Origin of the sequence: Sediminispirochaeta bajacaliforniensis DSM 16054 (genome assembly GCF_000378205.1) — a bacterium.
Classification (GTDB): domain Bacteria; phylum Spirochaetota; class Spirochaetia; order DSM-16054; family Sediminispirochaetaceae; genus Sediminispirochaeta; species Sediminispirochaeta bajacaliforniensis.
In genome coordinates this window covers 264,470-279,205 of sequence record NZ_KB899407.1, presented here as the reverse complement: position 1 = coordinate 279,205, position 14,736 = coordinate 264,470, and the positions used below count along the sequence as shown (strand labels likewise).

The following is a 14,736-nucleotide window of genomic DNA, read 5'->3' as shown; positions in this document are numbered from 1 at the left end:
TCATGGGGGTTTGTATGAATCGTTTCGCCGCTGTTGTTTGTATAACTGTTTTTTTGGCGTCTGCTTTTACACTTTCTGCAGAGACCCTGCAGATTACGCAGATAGATTCTTCATCACTGCTTCTTTCCCAGTCGGTTGATCTCTATGTTTCTCTGACCGATGATACCGGAACTCCCCTGAAGGGGATATCCGGGGATTCTTTTCAACTTTTTGAATCGGATGGTCCCGATACTTTTTCCGAACCTATGCTTATCCGATCGTTAGCTCCGAATCCGCACGAATCACAAGGCCTATCCATCCTCCTGCTGATGGATAACTCCGGGAGTATGTATGATACCCTTTCCGGTGATCCCACTGGCGATCCTGCTCTCATGCGTACCACCTATGCTCGCAATGCGCTTCGGACCTTTGTTGGCTCTTCCTTTCATGCCGGAGATAGCGTCTCTTTTGCCACCTTCAATACAAATGTTGTACTTCATGCGGATGAGGCCGGGGATCCCGTCGTAATGGATATGTTGCTTTCCGGTATTCGCCGCCCGGGAACGGACGAATCGTATACGGAACTCTACCACGCGCTTGCCGATATGGCGCTTCCTGTGGGAGAGCGGTCCGGGCGCCGGGCCGTCATTGTCCTTTCCGATGGGGAGGATTACTCCTATGCGGCCCATAGTGGAAACCTCCATCCCATCTACGGGAATCAGCAGCTTAGCCCGGATGAGGTTGTGGAGGAGTATATCCGCAATGGTGTTACCTTATACGCTATCCATTTCGGCTTGGAAAAGGACCAGTACCTTGGTGAGATGGCGCTCAAAACCGGGGGAGCAGTCTATGATGCAAAAGACCAGGAGGAATTGACAGGCATCTACCATGATATTCGGCAAAAAATCGATGGAGAGTACCTGATCCGCTATCGGGCCGGGATGTTTCCCACCGACAAGACCTATGTCAAACTGATTCATAAAAGCCCTGAGGGAAACAGTGAAGCGGTTCGTTACTACTATACCTCGACCATGTTCGGCCAGCCGGTGGTTCCTTTCCCTTGGAAAATCTTTTTGATTCTACCCGCCGTGCTTCTTATCTGGCTGTTGCTTCTCTTGATTCGCAACCGGACCTTCCATTCCGACGCTGCCTTGCGGATTCTTCGTGCAGGATATGGCACGAAGATCAGTTCGGCAACCATTGCGATACAGCAGGAAAAGACAGTGATCGGAGGAGGGGAACAGGCGGATCTTACCCTTTCCGGCAGAGGGGTTCCCCATGACCGGGATGTAACCATTGTGTTCGATAAGCAACAGAAGAACTACACCATTGTGGGAGGCGCCGGAGTTAGCGTCAACAACCAACCGCTCAAGGGTGAAAGGCGCCTGAGCGGTGGAGATGTACTTAATATCGAAGGGACTACCATCGTTTTCGAAGAACCGGACGAGAGCAAAAACTAAGCCTTTTTTCTGTTCACGACCCAAACACCGAGGAGCACGGCTGCTCCTCCGGCTGCCTGGAGAGGGGCGAGGCGCTCGGCGAGTACAAGAAAACCGGCGATGACACCGAAGATCGGACTAAGATTGCTGTACATGCTTGTGCCGGTGCTGCCGATTCGTTTTACCCCATGACTCCAAAGGACATTTCCGATCAGAATCCCGAAGGTCCCAGCATAGCCGATGCTGAAGAATTCAGCCGGCGTCGGGAAGAACAGACCCGACCGCAAAAAAACGGGAAGCGAAATCAGCAGAAAGGGGAGCAGTACGATAAAGATCACAATACAGACAATTTGTTCGATGGAATATCGTTTTGTAAGTGGGCGTACGTATACGGTGTATACGGCATAGGCAAACTCTGCAATGATCAGGAGCAGGACCCCTCGAAAGTAGGTGCCCTTGACGGAAACAGCTTCTCCTCCGGCGGTAATGGCCACCACACCGAGAACCGAAAGGGCTATTCCCAGGGCCTTTTTTACAGTGATTTTTTCCTGCCGGGTTACAATGGAGATGACGGCAACGAAAACAGGAAGCAAGGCGAGGATAATTGCCGAAATGCTTGCCGCCGTATCGTGTACACCAAAGGTGTAGCCACCTTGGAAGATAAAAAAACCACCGAGCCCTACCGCAATGAACCGCTTCCTATCCTCTTTTGCTACAGGCTTCCAGCGTCTTCCCAGCAGAACGAATATAAGAGAGACAAGAAAGGCCAGCAGCAGTCGAAGGGTGTTGTAGCGAAGGGGATCAATGGTCGCAAGGCCTATTTTCATGATCATCGGATTTATTCCCCAGATAAAGGCCGCGGCGATGAGCATGAGATGGGTCATTGTATGTAGTACCTTATGATTCGATGATCTTTTGGCTTACCATGGCTTCATCCTCAAAGATGAAATAGCCGGTGACCCTTTTCCCTTCAAGGACCTTCGGAAGCCAGAGAGCATCGTCTTCCCACATCTTATCAAACGGGATTTCCCCCACTGGGGTCCAGAATGGATCGGCTTCATCGGTTGCTCGTGCTTCGCCTTCATGGTTATAGGCAAAGAAAACCGTTCCTTTGAGCGAATAGCCGTCGGTGAAGATGAAATGGAGGCTGGCAACCTCTTTCAGCTCTTTTGGCGTAATGCCGGTCTCTTCCTGCATTTCACGGATTGCTGCATCGATAGGCATTTCCGCTGCCTCTATCCTACCGCCGGGAGCATTTACAAGGCCCCTGCCCAGTCCAGTTTTCTTATGTATCAGTAGTACCTCGTCTCCCCGAAAGAGATAGCAGAGGACCGCTTTTTCCGCAAATTCCCAGGCCTCCCAATCGATTCCGTCTGTGTCCCGGGGGATCTCTTCTCGAGGCGTACCCTTTCCCAGTGTATGACGGTTCTCTTCATCTATCTCTGGAGCTGCGATGGTTATCGGCTGAGGCTTCTCTTTCTTTTCCTCTTCCGGTTTCTCTTCTCCCTCCGGTGTCGGAGCGCAGGTGGCACAGAGGTTGTCATCTCTGCCGATGAACTCCCTGCTGGCTAAAGGTGCGCCGCAAGAGGCGCAGGTCCGCCGGAAGACAAAGATCTTCTTTCTCAGCAAAAAAAGGATGACTGCGTAAAGGGCAAAGGCGGGAATGAGCATCCAATCGGGTTGTTTATTCGCTGCGAGAAGTCCGATCTCGATCTGTAAGATAAGAAGAGTTCCGGCAAGCCACAGGGTGGCGAAACGTTTCTTCTCTCCTGTTGCCATATGCTTTCTTTGAAAAAGATTGAGGATCATGATCGAAAGCATCAGATAGTAAATAGGGGTTGATAGTTTTTCAGCAAGCATGAAAGCACATTACTCTCTCCCCGGCCCCAGGTCAAGGTTTATCTGGCCAGAGCCATCCGTTCCGGGTACAATACCTGCCATGAACGAAGTCAAGAACAATCCGGAGACCATCAGCTTCCTCAAAAGCCTCGGATTTCCCAGTGTGCGGGTGCACCATTCCTTTAATCATTTCGATTTTAGCCGTCCCGATCGCCGAATCCTTGTCATCGGGCCTATGGGATCGGGCAAAACCGAGTATTCGGCGCGGGTCTGGCGCGATGCTCAGGTTGCCCTGACAAAAAGCGAAGCTATTGCTCGGGAAACCAGTACCGACGGGGCCGATCGCAGGAAGGTTTTTTTTATTCGTTCGTTACTGGACACCCAGCGATTTCCCGATTATCCGGAGGATGCTCTTGCCTATCGGGGTGGATATGAGCGTTGCGGCGATTACATCGCCAGGATAAGTGACTCCTTTGCCCTTGAAAAGCTTGTACACGACATGCCGGAAATCGGTACCTGGATCGTTGATGAGGCCAGTTTTTACGATGAGCGGCTTGTCTACGTTGTACGAAACGAATGCCAGCGTCGTGGACTTATCTTCATCTTTCCTGCTTTGATCCTGAATTTCAGGCGCGATATTTTCAATCCCACGGCCCGGCTCATGCTCGAAACCGCCACCGATGTTTTTCCCCTGACCGCTTACTGTGAGCATCCCGACTGCCTTGAGGATTCTTTCTATACCTACCGCTACTACCAAATAGATGGAGAGGAGTGTCCCGCTCTCTATTTTGATCCGCTCATCGTGATTGGGGGGGACCGAAAAAAAGAGGATGCCGTGGAACCGAATTATTGTACCCGCTGCGATCGCCACCATTACCTCCCCGGCAAGGAGTACACCTTTTTTACCTTGAAACCTCTCGGCCAGCAGGCCAGCGGAGGCAATAGTGATCCGCTGAAACGGGAGCTTGCCGCCTTACAGGAGCGAAGAGGGAATTCCCTTCTCGCCCGTCATCTGCGGGACAAATTCGGACACGATGAGGAACAGCGGGTAAACCTGAATGCCCTCAAGGTTGCCCGCATTGCCGAGCGTGCCCTTATCTATCTTTATGCCGAGCAAAACCTGATCCCCGAAGAATTGCTGTTGAAACTCGTAAATGAATTAGGGCTGGACCGGGCATACATGAAAAAAACATTATCGGAAAATGGCCGACTCGTTAATCTGGATCAACAGATACTCGACGGCTTTTAGGCTTTCCCGCTATTGTTGAGTTTGTAAATATTTCTCGGCATATTTTTTGTCTTCAATCAAAATATGGTTTTTAATCCAGTCCTTGAGTTCCGAGGTTATTTTCATTGACATTACCAGTTTTCCTTCATCCATTGATGTACGAAAAGCCTGGATTTTTTCTCTTATCTCTTCATGAAGCCGTTTGTGTTCTTCAAGTTTCTCGTAGCCCATCTTTGTCATAAACCGTTCTTCTTCGGTAAAGTGATAGAGTGTATAATCAAGGACTTCATCCAGCAAGGTCTTTGTTTTGCTTTGAATATCGCTAGCGGCAAGCTGATCATAAAACGTATTGAGGATTTCTACAAATTTTTTGTGTTGTGCATCGATCCCGGGGATCCCAAGTTCATAGTCAGAATTCCATGTTATTAAACTCATGTCACACCCCTCCTTTTTGTATTACCTGAAAATACTTCTCGGCATATTTTTTGTCTTCGATCATGATATGCTCTTTGAACCACGATTTCAGTTCGGAGGTTACGGCTGTTGATATCACTAAATTCCCGGCATCCAAACGCTGTTTGAATCGAATGATTTTGTCCGTTATCTCTTTATGCATCTGCTTTTGCTGATTCAGTTCGTGGTAACCGATACTTGCCATGAGCTTTTCTTCTTCCGAGAAATGATATTGTGTATAGTCGATAACATCCTGAATAAGGCTTTTCATTTGGGCAGTAAGGTCTTTGTCGCTGAGATGGTCATAAAAACTATTCAGAATCGCGAGCCACTTCTTATGTTGCTCGTCCATTTCCGGGATGCCTAGTTCGAATTTCGAGCTCCAAGCCATAAATCCCATAGTTAACCTCCTGGTCGTAATGCTATTGTTGATAAAAATTCTATTAAACAAGAGATGTGAATGCAAATTTAGATGCTTGCCGAAGAGGTTTTTGCAGTATAGGCTTGTTCCATGGAAAAGGACGTGGTCGAATTTGTTCGAGATGAGCTGGCGCTGCAAGGTGATGAGTCTGTTCGTGAAAGTGGAAAGCGCTTTTTCAAGGAAGAAACCAAGAGCTACGGCGTAAAGACCTCTGTGGTAACAAAGATTGCGAAATCCAGTTTTCGTGAACTTAAAGGCTTGGATAAGAATACAATTCTTGCCTTATGCGAAGAACTCTGGAAGTCGGGGTACATGGAAGAGAGCTTTATTGCATGTCATTGGGCCTACGCCTTACGTGAGATGTTCATACCCGATGATTTTGTGATTTTCGAAGGATGGGTGGAGCACTATGTGAGTAACTGGGCTTCTTGCGATACCCTCTGCAACCATACGGTAGGGGCCTTTGTCGAAATGTACCCCGAATATCTCGAAAACCTAAAAGGGTGGGCGAAAAGCGAGGGGCGTTGGATGCGTCGGGCCGCTGCGGTGTCGCTTATCATCCCTGCAAGGTCGGGACTTTTTCTTGAAGATATTTTTGAGATTGCGGATACATTGCTGCTTGATCAAGATGATTTGGTGCAGAAAGGCTACGGCTGGATGCTGAAAGCGGCAAGTCAGGCCCATCAACGAGAGGTATATGATTATGTCATGAGCAAGAAAGCCGTGATGCCGAGAACCTCCCTGCGCTATGCCATCGAAAAAATGCCGAAAGAGCTGCGTGCAAAGGCAATGGCAAAATAATGAATCTTATTCCAGTATTTCCTTCATTTTGAGAAGGGTATTCCAATTACGTGCGGTGCAACTGGTCCCTAAGAGCTTTTCCACATAGTCGATGGTCAGTTTTGACCTGCCTGCTCCGTTTCTATAAGAGATATAAAGGAGATCTCCTCTGCCGTAGGTTTTTTCTTCTATGGCATTATCCTATCTCAACTGCTCTTCTACCGGAATTCGATTTCTTTCTTTGATTCTTAGGTGAGTCGAGCAAGTTTTGACGGTTACGCTTAAGGCTGCTGCATAGTCAAATTATACCGATAGGTTCCACCTTAAATAGTTTGCAAAACTGTTTGACAAACGGGCTCAACATAGTTGATGTAAAAGAAGCATTTCAGCAAACGTTGTTGACGAGAAATATTCTGATATCATGAAATTGAGGAAAACTCATGGCATAAAAACGCTTTGCATCGAAATCTACTTCATCTACGTAGGCAGAACCAGTATGCCTTGTGTCATGCTAGTTCTGCCGAAGTTTTTACTCTTTATTCTCCAAGGGCCTCTCTATCGGTCTTTTGTTTTTTCATCCGGTTCATCTGGGCAATTGCTTTCTTATCACCCGAAGTTTTAGCCAACTGGGTCATATCATCAAGAGCCTTATCGTAATCGCCCATCACTTCGGTTAACAGTATTGCATTGTACAAGGCCGCAAAATCCGAGGTTTCACTGTAAATTTCCATATAAAGATCGTAGGCCTCTTGGTAAAAATCTCCTTTGATGAGGTCATTGATCCTCTTTACGCGGGGGTCTTTATCATTTTCGAGCTTCGCCATTGTCCGATATTCGGTATAGGTTTTGGGGATGAGATCATATTTCACTTTGTTCACGATCTGATTGATGGCCTGAGACCGTACGGTTTCCTCGGATTTGAGGGCTTCGTATCTATCGGCGGTATCCTTTGCAGTTACCGTGTACTCAACAGTGTCGAGGATGGTGAGATCCGAGGCCGAAAGAATTTTGAAAACAACTGTTATTTGGGCTTCTCGTGTGTATTCCGGTACTTTGGTAGTATTGCCGTCGGCATCGGTTCTTTCATTATATTCTTTATTGTAATCATCCAATACCGAAGCAATCTTTCCTGTCACGACAGCCTCTGCTGTAATGGTGCCATTTGCTGCCTGCTGCTGCAATTGTTCTGTTGAGATAACCGTAAAGTAATCGGAAGAAGCTAAAACCGACTCAACCTTGCTTGTCAGGGCCGAGGCCAACTTCAAATCATCATGTAATGCTCTGCTATTGTACCAGGAAAAATAATACCGCAAGTCCTTTGTTGCTTCCGAGGCATCTTCAGAAGATGTGGTAAAGGGGATGACCCCGATGGTACGGGCACCACCATAATTCAGATTGGGAGGGACGGTCATCTGGACAGGAATGGATGTGCTGCAGCCGAATAAAATCAGGCTGAGCACTAATGCAGTGAGAACCTTTTTCATGTTGTCTCCTTGATATACTTCATAGAAATGATTTTTTAGAAAGTTTTACCTTTCTTGTCAAGATGAAAATTGTTTTTTCCTCACCAATTATGTATGTCGTGTCTTTTTCGTTGCCGGCAGATGCTGATATCGGTGATGACATACTTCCTATGGTGAAAAAATATGGATATAGTTGCCAAGAGCTGTATGGCTCGATTCCACGACTTTCTATCCTGCTTACTACCATTTGCTTCATCAAATTTCTCTTTGGGGTTTCTGCGGGGTCGGAAGTATCAGCTGATAGAAGACCAGGTTAAGCCATCTTCCAAATTTGTAACCTACTTGTTTGAGTTCTCCGCATAAAGAAAAACCCAGCTTTTTGTGGAGATGAATCGAGGCTGCGTTTTCTGAATCGATTCCAGCTATGAGGCAATGATAATCCTGTTCTGTCGCCTTAGCGATAATTTCGCGGAGCAAAATTTCTCCATATCCGCATCCCCGGTATTCTTTCTGAACGTAGATCGAATGCTCCACCGTATAATGGTAGGCAGGTCTGGCCCTAAAATTTCCATAGGTTCCGAAACCGATCAGCCGATTCTTCTCATCAACAAGACCTATTATCGGAAATCCTTTTTTTTCCTTGTCGGCGAACCAGGTTTCCATCGATTCGATTGTTCTTGGTTTGTAATCGTACAAAGCTGTCGAGTGAATAATTGCTTCGTTGTAAATATCCAAGATCAAGGAAGCGAAGCTCCTGCCGCAATCAACTAATTTCATGTCAAACCTCGTTTATTTCCTTCAAGGCCCTTTCCAAAGCCGTATTGAAGAAATTCCAGTCATGACCACCTGGCCATTCTTCGTAGCGGTTGGGGATATTCAGCTTTTTCAATTCGTGTGAGAAGCGTTGATTTTCATCTTTCAAATGATCTGCTGTTCCGCAGGCCAGATAGAGCCGGGGTGGGGCGGATCTTGACTTCGCCAGTTCGAGCAACTCGTATTCTGGTTTCCACTCCAATGCCTGACCGAATATCGACTCAAAATCGTTGAGTAGCTGCTTACCATACTGTTTTTCCATTTCCGCTGTCTTCCCATAACGTTGTTGCCTTTCCAACCCTTCCTTCAGGAAAAGGCAGGCAGAAGAGAAGGCTGCACAATAGCCATACTGATCGGGATAGGATAGCGCGCATTTCAATGCGCCGTATCCCCCCATTGAAGCACCGATAACCAAGGTGTCTTCCCTTTTTGCCGATATGTTGAAAATTTTTTTGACAATGGTGGGTAGCTCCTGATGAATGTAGGTGAAGAATTTCTGGCCGAAGACCATGTCGGTATAAAAACTTCTTGCCACTTCTGGCATGATGAACATGATGTCGAATGCTTCGGCGTAAGCAGGCAGCATTGTGTAATCCAGCCAGTCTCCGTTTCTACCGCAGAGGCCGTGCAAAAGATAGGCGACCTTGTATGGAGGGGTGCCCACGGCTTTATTGGGGATAAGTATTGAAAGCCCCGTTTCCATTTCAAGTGTCTGTGAAAAAAAAGATCCTCGTAATATCATGGTGAACTCCTCAAACAATAGCGATGCTATATCGAACACTTTACCTTGAGGTGGAGAAACGCTTTGTAGCTCGTAATTATTGTTCAGCATAGATACAATAGCCTGTCGTGGCAAGCCGCAGTGTTTATTAGCAGACATCCGCCCTGTCTCTTTTGACCTTTTTGTTGATTGTGTATACCGTACTATTGGTATGGTCCATATCTGTTTTCAGGAGGAAACGAATGGCTGAAATAGTACTGAAGGTGACAAGCCCTTCATTTGAAGATGGAGATTGGATACCAAGAAAACATTCGGCCCGAGGCGAAGATCTCTCACCTCCGCTTGTGCTGGAAGGAATTTCTCCGGATGCAAAAGCAATTGCTATTACATTAGATGATGCCTCGCATCCCTTGATCTCCAATTATAACCACTGGGTGATATGGGATATTCCTGTACAAAATAGTATTCCTGAGGCAATTCCCCATGGACCTTCTGTTGATAGTTTGGGACATGCGGTTCAGGGAAAAGCTTACGGAAAGCATAGATACAAAGGGCCGAAGCCCCCTTTGAAAGCCGTACACACCTATGTGTTTACGGTATTTATTCTGGATTGTACGTGTGGTATATCACCTCGAAGCAAAAAAGCTGATCTACTTAAAACAATGCAGGGGCATGTTCTCCAGAAAAGTACTCTTTCCGGAAAATTCCGGAGCAGAACATAGAGAACAGGATATCCTGCCATGGTAAAAATCCTGCGATATTGTTCCGATCCCGTATGTGAGCTGAAATGGGGCCGGGGAGAACACGCTGTTAGAAAGCATGCCCATAGCCTTTGGTCTTTTAGCATTGTTCTGTCTGGCCGAACGCAGATTGAGCTCGGAAGAGATCAGGCGACCCTGTCGGCCGGCAGTTCTGTTGCAATTCCAAGTGGGGTTGCTCATCTCTGTACGCCGGAAAAAGAACCGCCTTTTGCCTTTGCCGTTCTTTACTGCGACGAAAAGTGGTTGAAGGCGTGTGGGGTTGATTCAGACCGTGTCCTTTGGGGGCGGATCGGTGCACAGGAGTTTCAGGAAATGCTGCATACATCGAAGGGAACTGAAGCTGGTAGGATGTTGGGAGCCCTCTTGCAGCGCTTCGAAAGAATCTTACCGGATGTGGATCGGCTCACCTTTCCTAAGAATGCAGATTCGGAGTTTGCCTCTGTTGCCATCAGGTCGACATCTGAGAACCGCTTCAAGGCGTATCGGCAATATGCTCAGCGTTATTCTTTAGGTCCCCATGCTGTTCGGCAGAATAGGCGTATCGAGTTGGCAAAGGCCGCCTTACGTACGGGTCTATCCGTTGCGGAAACAGCTGCAGCCTGCGAATTTTACGATCAAAGCCATTTTGTTAAAACCTTCCGCCTTTATACCGGCACCACCCCTTCATTATACCAAAAGGGCATATAGCGCACATTTTTACAAGCCAAAATTGCTGCTTTCTTCCATACTTTTCGGGTAAGGAGACCATATGAAAGCTGCCATCATTGTAGATACTACTCTTCCCTTAGGCTTGATCGCTAATTCTGCTGCTGTACTTGGGGCCTCGCTTGGGGCATTGCATCCTGAAATTATCGGTGAGGACCTTGTCGACCTATCGGGACGCAGGCATGCGGGTATAACCGGCCTTCCGATTCCCATTCTTGGAGCGGATAAAGAACAGCTTCGCAAGCTGGTGGACAGCGCGGAGCATGATGATGATATTGATCTTGTTGCCTTTAACGATGTGGCACAGCGATGCAAGAACTATCAGGAGTATTCGAAATTATTGGCAGCGGTCCCTTCGGATACACTTCGTTATCTTGCGCTTCTTGTTGTAGGAAAAAAACAAGCGGTTAACAGGCTTACCGGTTCCTTACCCCTGGCGAAGTGAAGTTAAACTTCCATAAGGGGGAACCATATGCAACCTGTTGTTTTTTGAAGATATAGGTTACTCATTATTTACCTTGTTGATATAGCGATATATGGTGGGTTCTGAACAGGCAAGCTGCTTCGCCGCCTCTTTTACCGCTCCCTTTACCATGAAAATTCCTTTTTGATTGAGGATGTCGACGACGTGCAGACGATCATCCTGCGATAATCGATCCGAGGGAATACCGTTTTCACTAAGATATTTGTCCAGTACACTACTGATTTCTTCGGCGGCTGAACCGTAAAAGCGTTCTTCCGCATTATCGACAATCGTACTGGAATCGTACGACGTATTCAGTTCTACGAGCTTATCCGGATGGCATAGCTTCAGTATATTTTCGCTTAACGTTTTATATCGTCTATCGTCGAAATTGATACAAAGAAGTCCTACAATCTCATTTTTTTCATCCTTGATGAAAAGGGTGGAGGATCTTAAAATCCTTTGGTCCTTTGAAATACCATTATAGTTTATCTTGTAATCTTCTTTTTTATACCGTTCTTCTGATATGACTTCGAGGCCAAAGTTCGTCATCGGCCCGCCAACGGTGCGATGGCTTACATGACCATTTGCGATTGCCACAATGGAATTGATATGATCGTCGACATCATGGAGAACCACCTCATAGTCCGGCCCCAAAGCTTTACCCAGAAATTCGACAATGATACTGTACTGCTTTTTCATGGCATCGTTCATAGTAGTGCCTGCTTTCTCTCATTCATTGTTTCTATGGAAGAATACTTTAATTCTACCATGCTGTTAACGGAAGTACAACATGGCTAAAAATAAGCGTTGTCGTTTTGGCGGGCATATGTTTTTTACCTCTCTTTCCACTGTGGACGGTGGAAAGAGAGGTTATCGCTCAACCAATGCCGCCGTACAAAATACCAAGAATATAAATAAGAATCGTAAAACCACAGAACACATATTTTGTCATCGGTTCGAACCATCTCCCGATTTGCTTTTTGCGGCCTGTCTGGGCTTGCTGACGTGCGAATCCCGGCCCGCAGACCCAGAAAAACATGATTCCGGAAAGCAATGCGCCTAGAGGTATAATATAAATTGATACAATATCCATCCATGTGCCCAACGTCGATCCATTCTCCAGGATGAGTCCTGCGCTTGCACTTATTATTGCGACAACGGCAATTGCCGTACCTCTTGATACCTTGAATCGCTGTTGGATTGCTTCGACTGGGGTTTCAAGCAGGTTCATAAGTGAGCTTATCCCGGCAAAGAGTACTGCAACGAAAAAAATGATGGAAAACAAGTAGCCCATCGGCATCATCTTGAAGACATTCGGCATGGTGATGAACATCAATGGGGGCCCTGCTGTCGGATCGAGGTGGAAGACAAAGACTGCGGGAAGAATTACGATCGCAGCAAGCAGCGCAGCAATGGTATCGTAGAGGGCCACGTTTTTCGCGCAGCTGACGACATCTTCTGTATTCTTTAGGTAGCTTCCGTACACTACCGTTCCGGAGCCTGCAAGAGAGAGAGAGAAGAATGCCTGGCCGAGGGCGTATACCCAGGTTTTAGGTTTTGCAAGAAGCTCCCACTTAGGAATAAAAAGATACCTATAGCCTTCGATTGATCCGGGAAGCGTGAGGACTCGAATCGCTAGAAGAACAAAAAGAATGAAAAAGGTAGGCATCATGAATTTATTCACTTTTTCTATGCCTTTGGCAATTCCCATAAGCATAATTACAAAGGTTAAGGCCAAACCGGTAAAGTGCCAGCCGATACTTCCCAGCGGACCTGCAATCTTGCCGAAATATACTGCGCTGTCTGTTGTATTGATCACGGCTCCGGTAATGGATCCCACCACAAAGCGTAGTATCCAACCGACGACGACTGCATAGCCAATGGCGATACCGAGGGAGCCTATGACCGGTATAAGGCCCAAAAGCTCTCCATGTTTTTTGCCTCTGCGTAGAAATGCCTTTTTGAAGGACCCCAATGGACCTGTTCTCATTGCCCGACCGAAGGACATTTCTCCAATGACTCCCACCAGGCCTATAAAGATAATGGAAAGGCAGTAGGGTATTAGAAAAGCGGCTCCACCGAATTGTCCGATTCGGTAGGGAAACAGCCATAAATTTGCCATCCCGACGGCGGATCCGATACAGGCAAGAATAAAACCTATTCGTGTATTAAAGCTGTCGCGGGTAATTTCTGCACTTTGGTCATCCATTCTTTTCTCCTTTTATTGTTTAAGAAGAAAGGCGGAACCGGGGCCTTCGTAGAGAAAGCCCCGATTATTACTTTTATGTAAGAGGCTTAAGGCTTGCCTGGAAATGTCGCAAAACGGGAGGTTCCCAGGTGATTTTGTAGCCTTTTACCCTATTTGCCCTCTTCTTTATCTCGATTAATGCTTCTGCCATTACGTCGATGTGGGCTTGAGTGTAGACCCTTCTGGGAATGGCGAGCCTGGTGAACTCAAACTCTGCGTGAAGTTGTTTACCTGTATCGGGATCGTTGCCAAGCATGTACGAGCCTATATCGCATGTTCGAATACCGGCTTCTTTGTAGAGCTCCACCGCAAGCGCCTGACCAGGGAACTCATAATAGGGAATATGGGGCAACAAGGCCTTTGCATCTACAAAAATGCCGTGCCCCCCGGCCGGTGCCTGATAGGTGATCCCCGCATCATCCAGACGACTGGCGAGATACTCTATTTGGCCGATTCGGTAGCGCAACTGATTTTCATCGATTCCTTCGTAAAGGCCTATCGCAAGGCTTTCAAGATCCCGTCCCGAAAGGCCTCCGTAGGTTATAAAGCCCTCGAACGATATGGTTCTTCCCTTGCAGGCCGAAAAGAGTTCAGCATCATCCTTTATACCGATGAGGCCCCCCATGTTTACAATGGCATCTTTTTTTGCACTCATGGTAAACATATCTGCATAGGAGAACATTTCATTGGTTATATCTTTAATCGAAGCATCTCCATAACCATCTTCCCGCTTCTTGATGAAAAAGGCGTTTTCTGCAAAACGTGCTGCATCGATACAAAACTTGATATTATATTTCTTGCAAACCGATGCCGTTTCCCGGATGTTTTGCATCGATACGGGTTGCCCTCCTGCCGAATTGTTGGTAACGGTCATGATGACAAGTGCGACCTTTTCGGCTCCGTATTTTTTAATTAGTGATTCAAGCTTATCAACGTCCATATTCCCTTTGAATGGTGCCCGCTTGGCTGGATCCATAGCATCGGAAACCACACAATCGATGGCCCTCGCTCCGGTAAGTTCGACGTGCGCTCTAGTTGTATCAAAATGCATGTTGGAAATCGAAAACTGGCCTTTTCCCATCAGAATACCGAAAAGAACCTTTTCAGCTGCCCGTCCCTGATGGACCGGCTGGATGTATGCATAACCGGTGATATCCTGGGCTGCCTCGATAAGCTTGTAATAGCTGGCACTTCCGGCATAGGCTTCATCTCCTTTCATGACGCCGGCCCATTGTTCCTGACTCATTGCATTGGTACCGCTGTCGGTCAGAAGATCGATATAAACATCTTTTCCTTTAAGATTGAAGAGGTTGTATTTTGCTTCAGCAATCCTTTGTTCCCGTTCTTCGGGGGTAAGCATCTTAATTGTTTCAACCATTTTTATTCTAAACGGTTCTGGTAAGTATTTTATTGCCATAAT

The 14,736-nt window shown here is 46.9% G+C and carries 16 protein-coding genes; 6 read left to right on the top strand and 10 right to left on the bottom strand.

Annotated elements, in window-relative coordinates; all coding sequences use genetic code 11:
- Positions 1-14: 14 nt before the first annotated feature.
- The gene (locus F459_RS0103115; RefSeq protein ID WP_020611280.1) at positions 15-1,439 is read left to right on the top strand and encodes a VWA domain-containing protein; all 1,425 of its coding nucleotides are present in this window, start codon (positions 15-17) and stop codon (positions 1,437-1,439) included.
- Here F459_RS0103115 and F459_RS0103110 read toward each other — a convergent pair.
- Entirely contained in the window at positions 1,436-2,302 is an 867-nt protein-coding gene (locus F459_RS0103110) for a DMT family transporter (protein ID WP_020611279.1), read from the bottom strand. The genes F459_RS0103115 and F459_RS0103110 overlap by 4 nt on opposite strands.
- Before the next feature lie 13 nt (positions 2,303-2,315).
- Entirely contained in the window at positions 2,316-3,278 is a 963-nt protein-coding gene (locus tag F459_RS0103105; RefSeq protein ID WP_020611278.1) for an 8-oxo-dGTP diphosphatase, read from the bottom strand.
- 79 nt (positions 3,279-3,357) lie between these two features.
- On the opposite strand from F459_RS0103105, the gene F459_RS0103100 reads away from it, so the two are divergent.
- Entirely contained in the window at positions 3,358-4,506 is a 1,149-nt protein-coding gene (locus F459_RS0103100) for a thymidine kinase (protein ID WP_033301164.1), read from the top strand.
- Between the two features lie 9 nt (positions 4,507-4,515).
- On the opposite strand, the gene F459_RS0103095 is transcribed toward F459_RS0103100, so the two are convergent.
- Positions 4,516-4,920, bottom strand: coding sequence for a bacteriohemerythrin (locus F459_RS0103095; protein WP_020611276.1), 405 nt, complete (start codon positions 4,918-4,920; stop codon positions 4,516-4,518).
- 1 nt (position 4,921) lies between these two features.
- Complete coding sequence (locus tag F459_RS0103090) at positions 4,922-5,338, bottom strand: bacteriohemerythrin (RefSeq protein ID WP_020611275.1); 417 nt, start codon at positions 5,336-5,338, stop codon at positions 4,922-4,924.
- Positions 5,339-5,449: 111 nt separating this feature from the next.
- On the opposite strand from F459_RS0103090, the gene F459_RS0103085 reads away from it, so the two are divergent.
- Positions 5,450-6,160 carry a DNA alkylation repair protein gene (locus F459_RS0103085; protein ID WP_020611274.1) on the top strand — a complete coding sequence of 237 codons (711 nt, stop codon included), beginning with the start codon at positions 5,450-5,452 and terminating at the stop codon, positions 6,158-6,160.
- A gap of 515 nt (positions 6,161-6,675) precedes the next feature.
- On the opposite strand, the gene F459_RS0103080 is transcribed toward F459_RS0103085, so the two are convergent.
- From F459_RS0103080 to F459_RS0103065, 3 genes are all read right to left on the bottom strand, one after another.
- Positions 6,676-7,623 (bottom strand): putative periplasmic lipoprotein, encoded by a 948-nt coding sequence (locus F459_RS0103080; RefSeq protein WP_020611273.1) that lies wholly within the window; start codon positions 7,621-7,623, stop codon positions 6,676-6,678.
- 234 nt (positions 7,624-7,857) lie between these two features.
- Entirely contained in the window at positions 7,858-8,379 is a 522-nt protein-coding gene (locus F459_RS0103070; RefSeq protein WP_020611271.1) for a GNAT family N-acetyltransferase, read from the bottom strand.
- A gap of 1 nt (position 8,380) precedes the next feature.
- Complete coding sequence (locus F459_RS0103065) at positions 8,381-9,295, bottom strand: alpha/beta hydrolase (protein ID WP_245540062.1); 915 nt, start codon at positions 9,293-9,295, stop codon at positions 8,381-8,383.
- Positions 9,296-9,378: 83 nt separating this feature from the next.
- Between F459_RS0103065 and F459_RS0103060 the strand changes: the two genes are divergently transcribed.
- The 3 genes from F459_RS0103060 (at position 9,379) to F459_RS0103050 (ending at position 11,047) form a co-directional block, all read left to right on the top strand.
- Positions 9,379-9,858, top strand: a complete 480-nt coding sequence (locus F459_RS0103060; RefSeq protein WP_020611269.1) for a YbhB/YbcL family Raf kinase inhibitor-like protein — start codon at positions 9,379-9,381, stop codon at positions 9,856-9,858.
- Between the two features lie 18 nt (positions 9,859-9,876).
- Positions 9,877-10,584, top strand: a complete 708-nt coding sequence (locus tag F459_RS0103055) for a helix-turn-helix domain-containing protein (protein ID WP_020611268.1) — start codon at positions 9,877-9,879, stop codon at positions 10,582-10,584.
- 61 nt (positions 10,585-10,645) lie between these two features.
- A complete protein-coding gene (locus F459_RS0103050; RefSeq protein WP_020611267.1) occupies positions 10,646-11,047 on the top strand; it encodes a DUF2000 domain-containing protein in 402 nt (133 codons plus the stop codon).
- 57 nt (positions 11,048-11,104) lie between these two features.
- On the opposite strand, the gene F459_RS0103045 is transcribed toward F459_RS0103050, so the two are convergent.
- From F459_RS0103045 to F459_RS0103035, 3 genes are all read right to left on the bottom strand, one after another.
- Entirely contained in the window at positions 11,105-11,767 is a 663-nt protein-coding gene (locus F459_RS0103045; RefSeq protein ID WP_245540061.1) for a helix-turn-helix transcriptional regulator, read from the bottom strand.
- Positions 11,768-11,945: 178 nt separating this feature from the next.
- Positions 11,946-13,277, bottom strand: coding sequence for a sodium-dependent transporter (locus F459_RS0103040; protein ID WP_020611265.1), 1,332 nt, complete (start codon positions 13,275-13,277; stop codon positions 11,946-11,948).
- Between the two features lie 73 nt (positions 13,278-13,350).
- Complete coding sequence (locus tag F459_RS0103035) at positions 13,351-14,733, bottom strand: tryptophanase (RefSeq protein ID WP_020611264.1); 1,383 nt, start codon at positions 14,731-14,733, stop codon at positions 13,351-13,353.
- Positions 14,734-14,736: the final 3 nt, after the last annotated feature.

Excerpts from the sequence above, each read along its gene's own strand:
- F459_RS0103095 (WP_020611276.1), bottom strand. The coding sequence starts at position 4,920 with ATGAGTTTAATAACATGGAATTCTGACTATGAACTTGGGATCCCCGGG.
- F459_RS0103105 (WP_020611278.1), bottom strand. The coding sequence starts at position 3,278 with ATGCTTGCTGAAAAACTATCAACCCCTATTTACTATCTGATGCTTTCG.
- F459_RS0103115 (WP_020611280.1), top strand. The coding sequence starts at position 15 with ATGAATCGTTTCGCCGCTGTTGTTTGTATAACTGTTTTTTTGGCGTCT.
- F459_RS0103065 (WP_245540062.1), bottom strand. The coding sequence starts at position 9,295 with ATGTCTGCTAATAAACACTGCGGCTTGCCACGACAGGCTATTGTATCT.
- F459_RS0103100 (WP_033301164.1), top strand. The coding sequence starts at position 3,358 with ATGAACGAAGTCAAGAACAATCCGGAGACCATCAGCTTCCTCAAAAGC.
- F459_RS0103040 (WP_020611265.1), bottom strand. The coding sequence starts at position 13,277 with ATGGATGACCAAAGTGCAGAAATTACCCGCGACAGCTTTAATACACGA.
- F459_RS0103085 (WP_020611274.1), top strand. The coding sequence starts at position 5,450 with ATGGAAAAGGACGTGGTCGAATTTGTTCGAGATGAGCTGGCGCTGCAA.
- F459_RS0103055 (WP_020611268.1), top strand. The coding sequence starts at position 9,877 with ATGGTAAAAATCCTGCGATATTGTTCCGATCCCGTATGTGAGCTGAAA.
- F459_RS0103110 (WP_020611279.1), bottom strand. The coding sequence starts at position 2,302 with ATGACCCATCTCATGCTCATCGCCGCGGCCTTTATCTGGGGAATAAAT.
- F459_RS0103080 (WP_020611273.1), bottom strand. The coding sequence starts at position 7,623 with ATGAAAAAGGTTCTCACTGCATTAGTGCTCAGCCTGATTTTATTCGGC.
- F459_RS0103090 (WP_020611275.1), bottom strand. The coding sequence starts at position 5,338 with ATGGGATTTATGGCTTGGAGCTCGAAATTCGAACTAGGCATCCCGGAA.
- F459_RS0103035 (WP_020611264.1), bottom strand. The coding sequence starts at position 14,733 with ATGGCAATAAAATACTTACCAGAACCGTTTAGAATAAAAATGGTTGAA.
- F459_RS0103060 (WP_020611269.1), top strand. The coding sequence starts at position 9,379 with ATGGCTGAAATAGTACTGAAGGTGACAAGCCCTTCATTTGAAGATGGA.
- F459_RS0103070 (WP_020611271.1), bottom strand. The coding sequence starts at position 8,379 with ATGAAATTAGTTGATTGCGGCAGGAGCTTCGCTTCCTTGATCTTGGAT.
- F459_RS0103050 (WP_020611267.1), top strand. The coding sequence starts at position 10,646 with ATGAAAGCTGCCATCATTGTAGATACTACTCTTCCCTTAGGCTTGATC.
- F459_RS0103045 (WP_245540061.1), bottom strand. The coding sequence starts at position 11,767 with ATGAAAAAGCAGTACAGTATCATTGTCGAATTTCTGGGTAAAGCTTTG.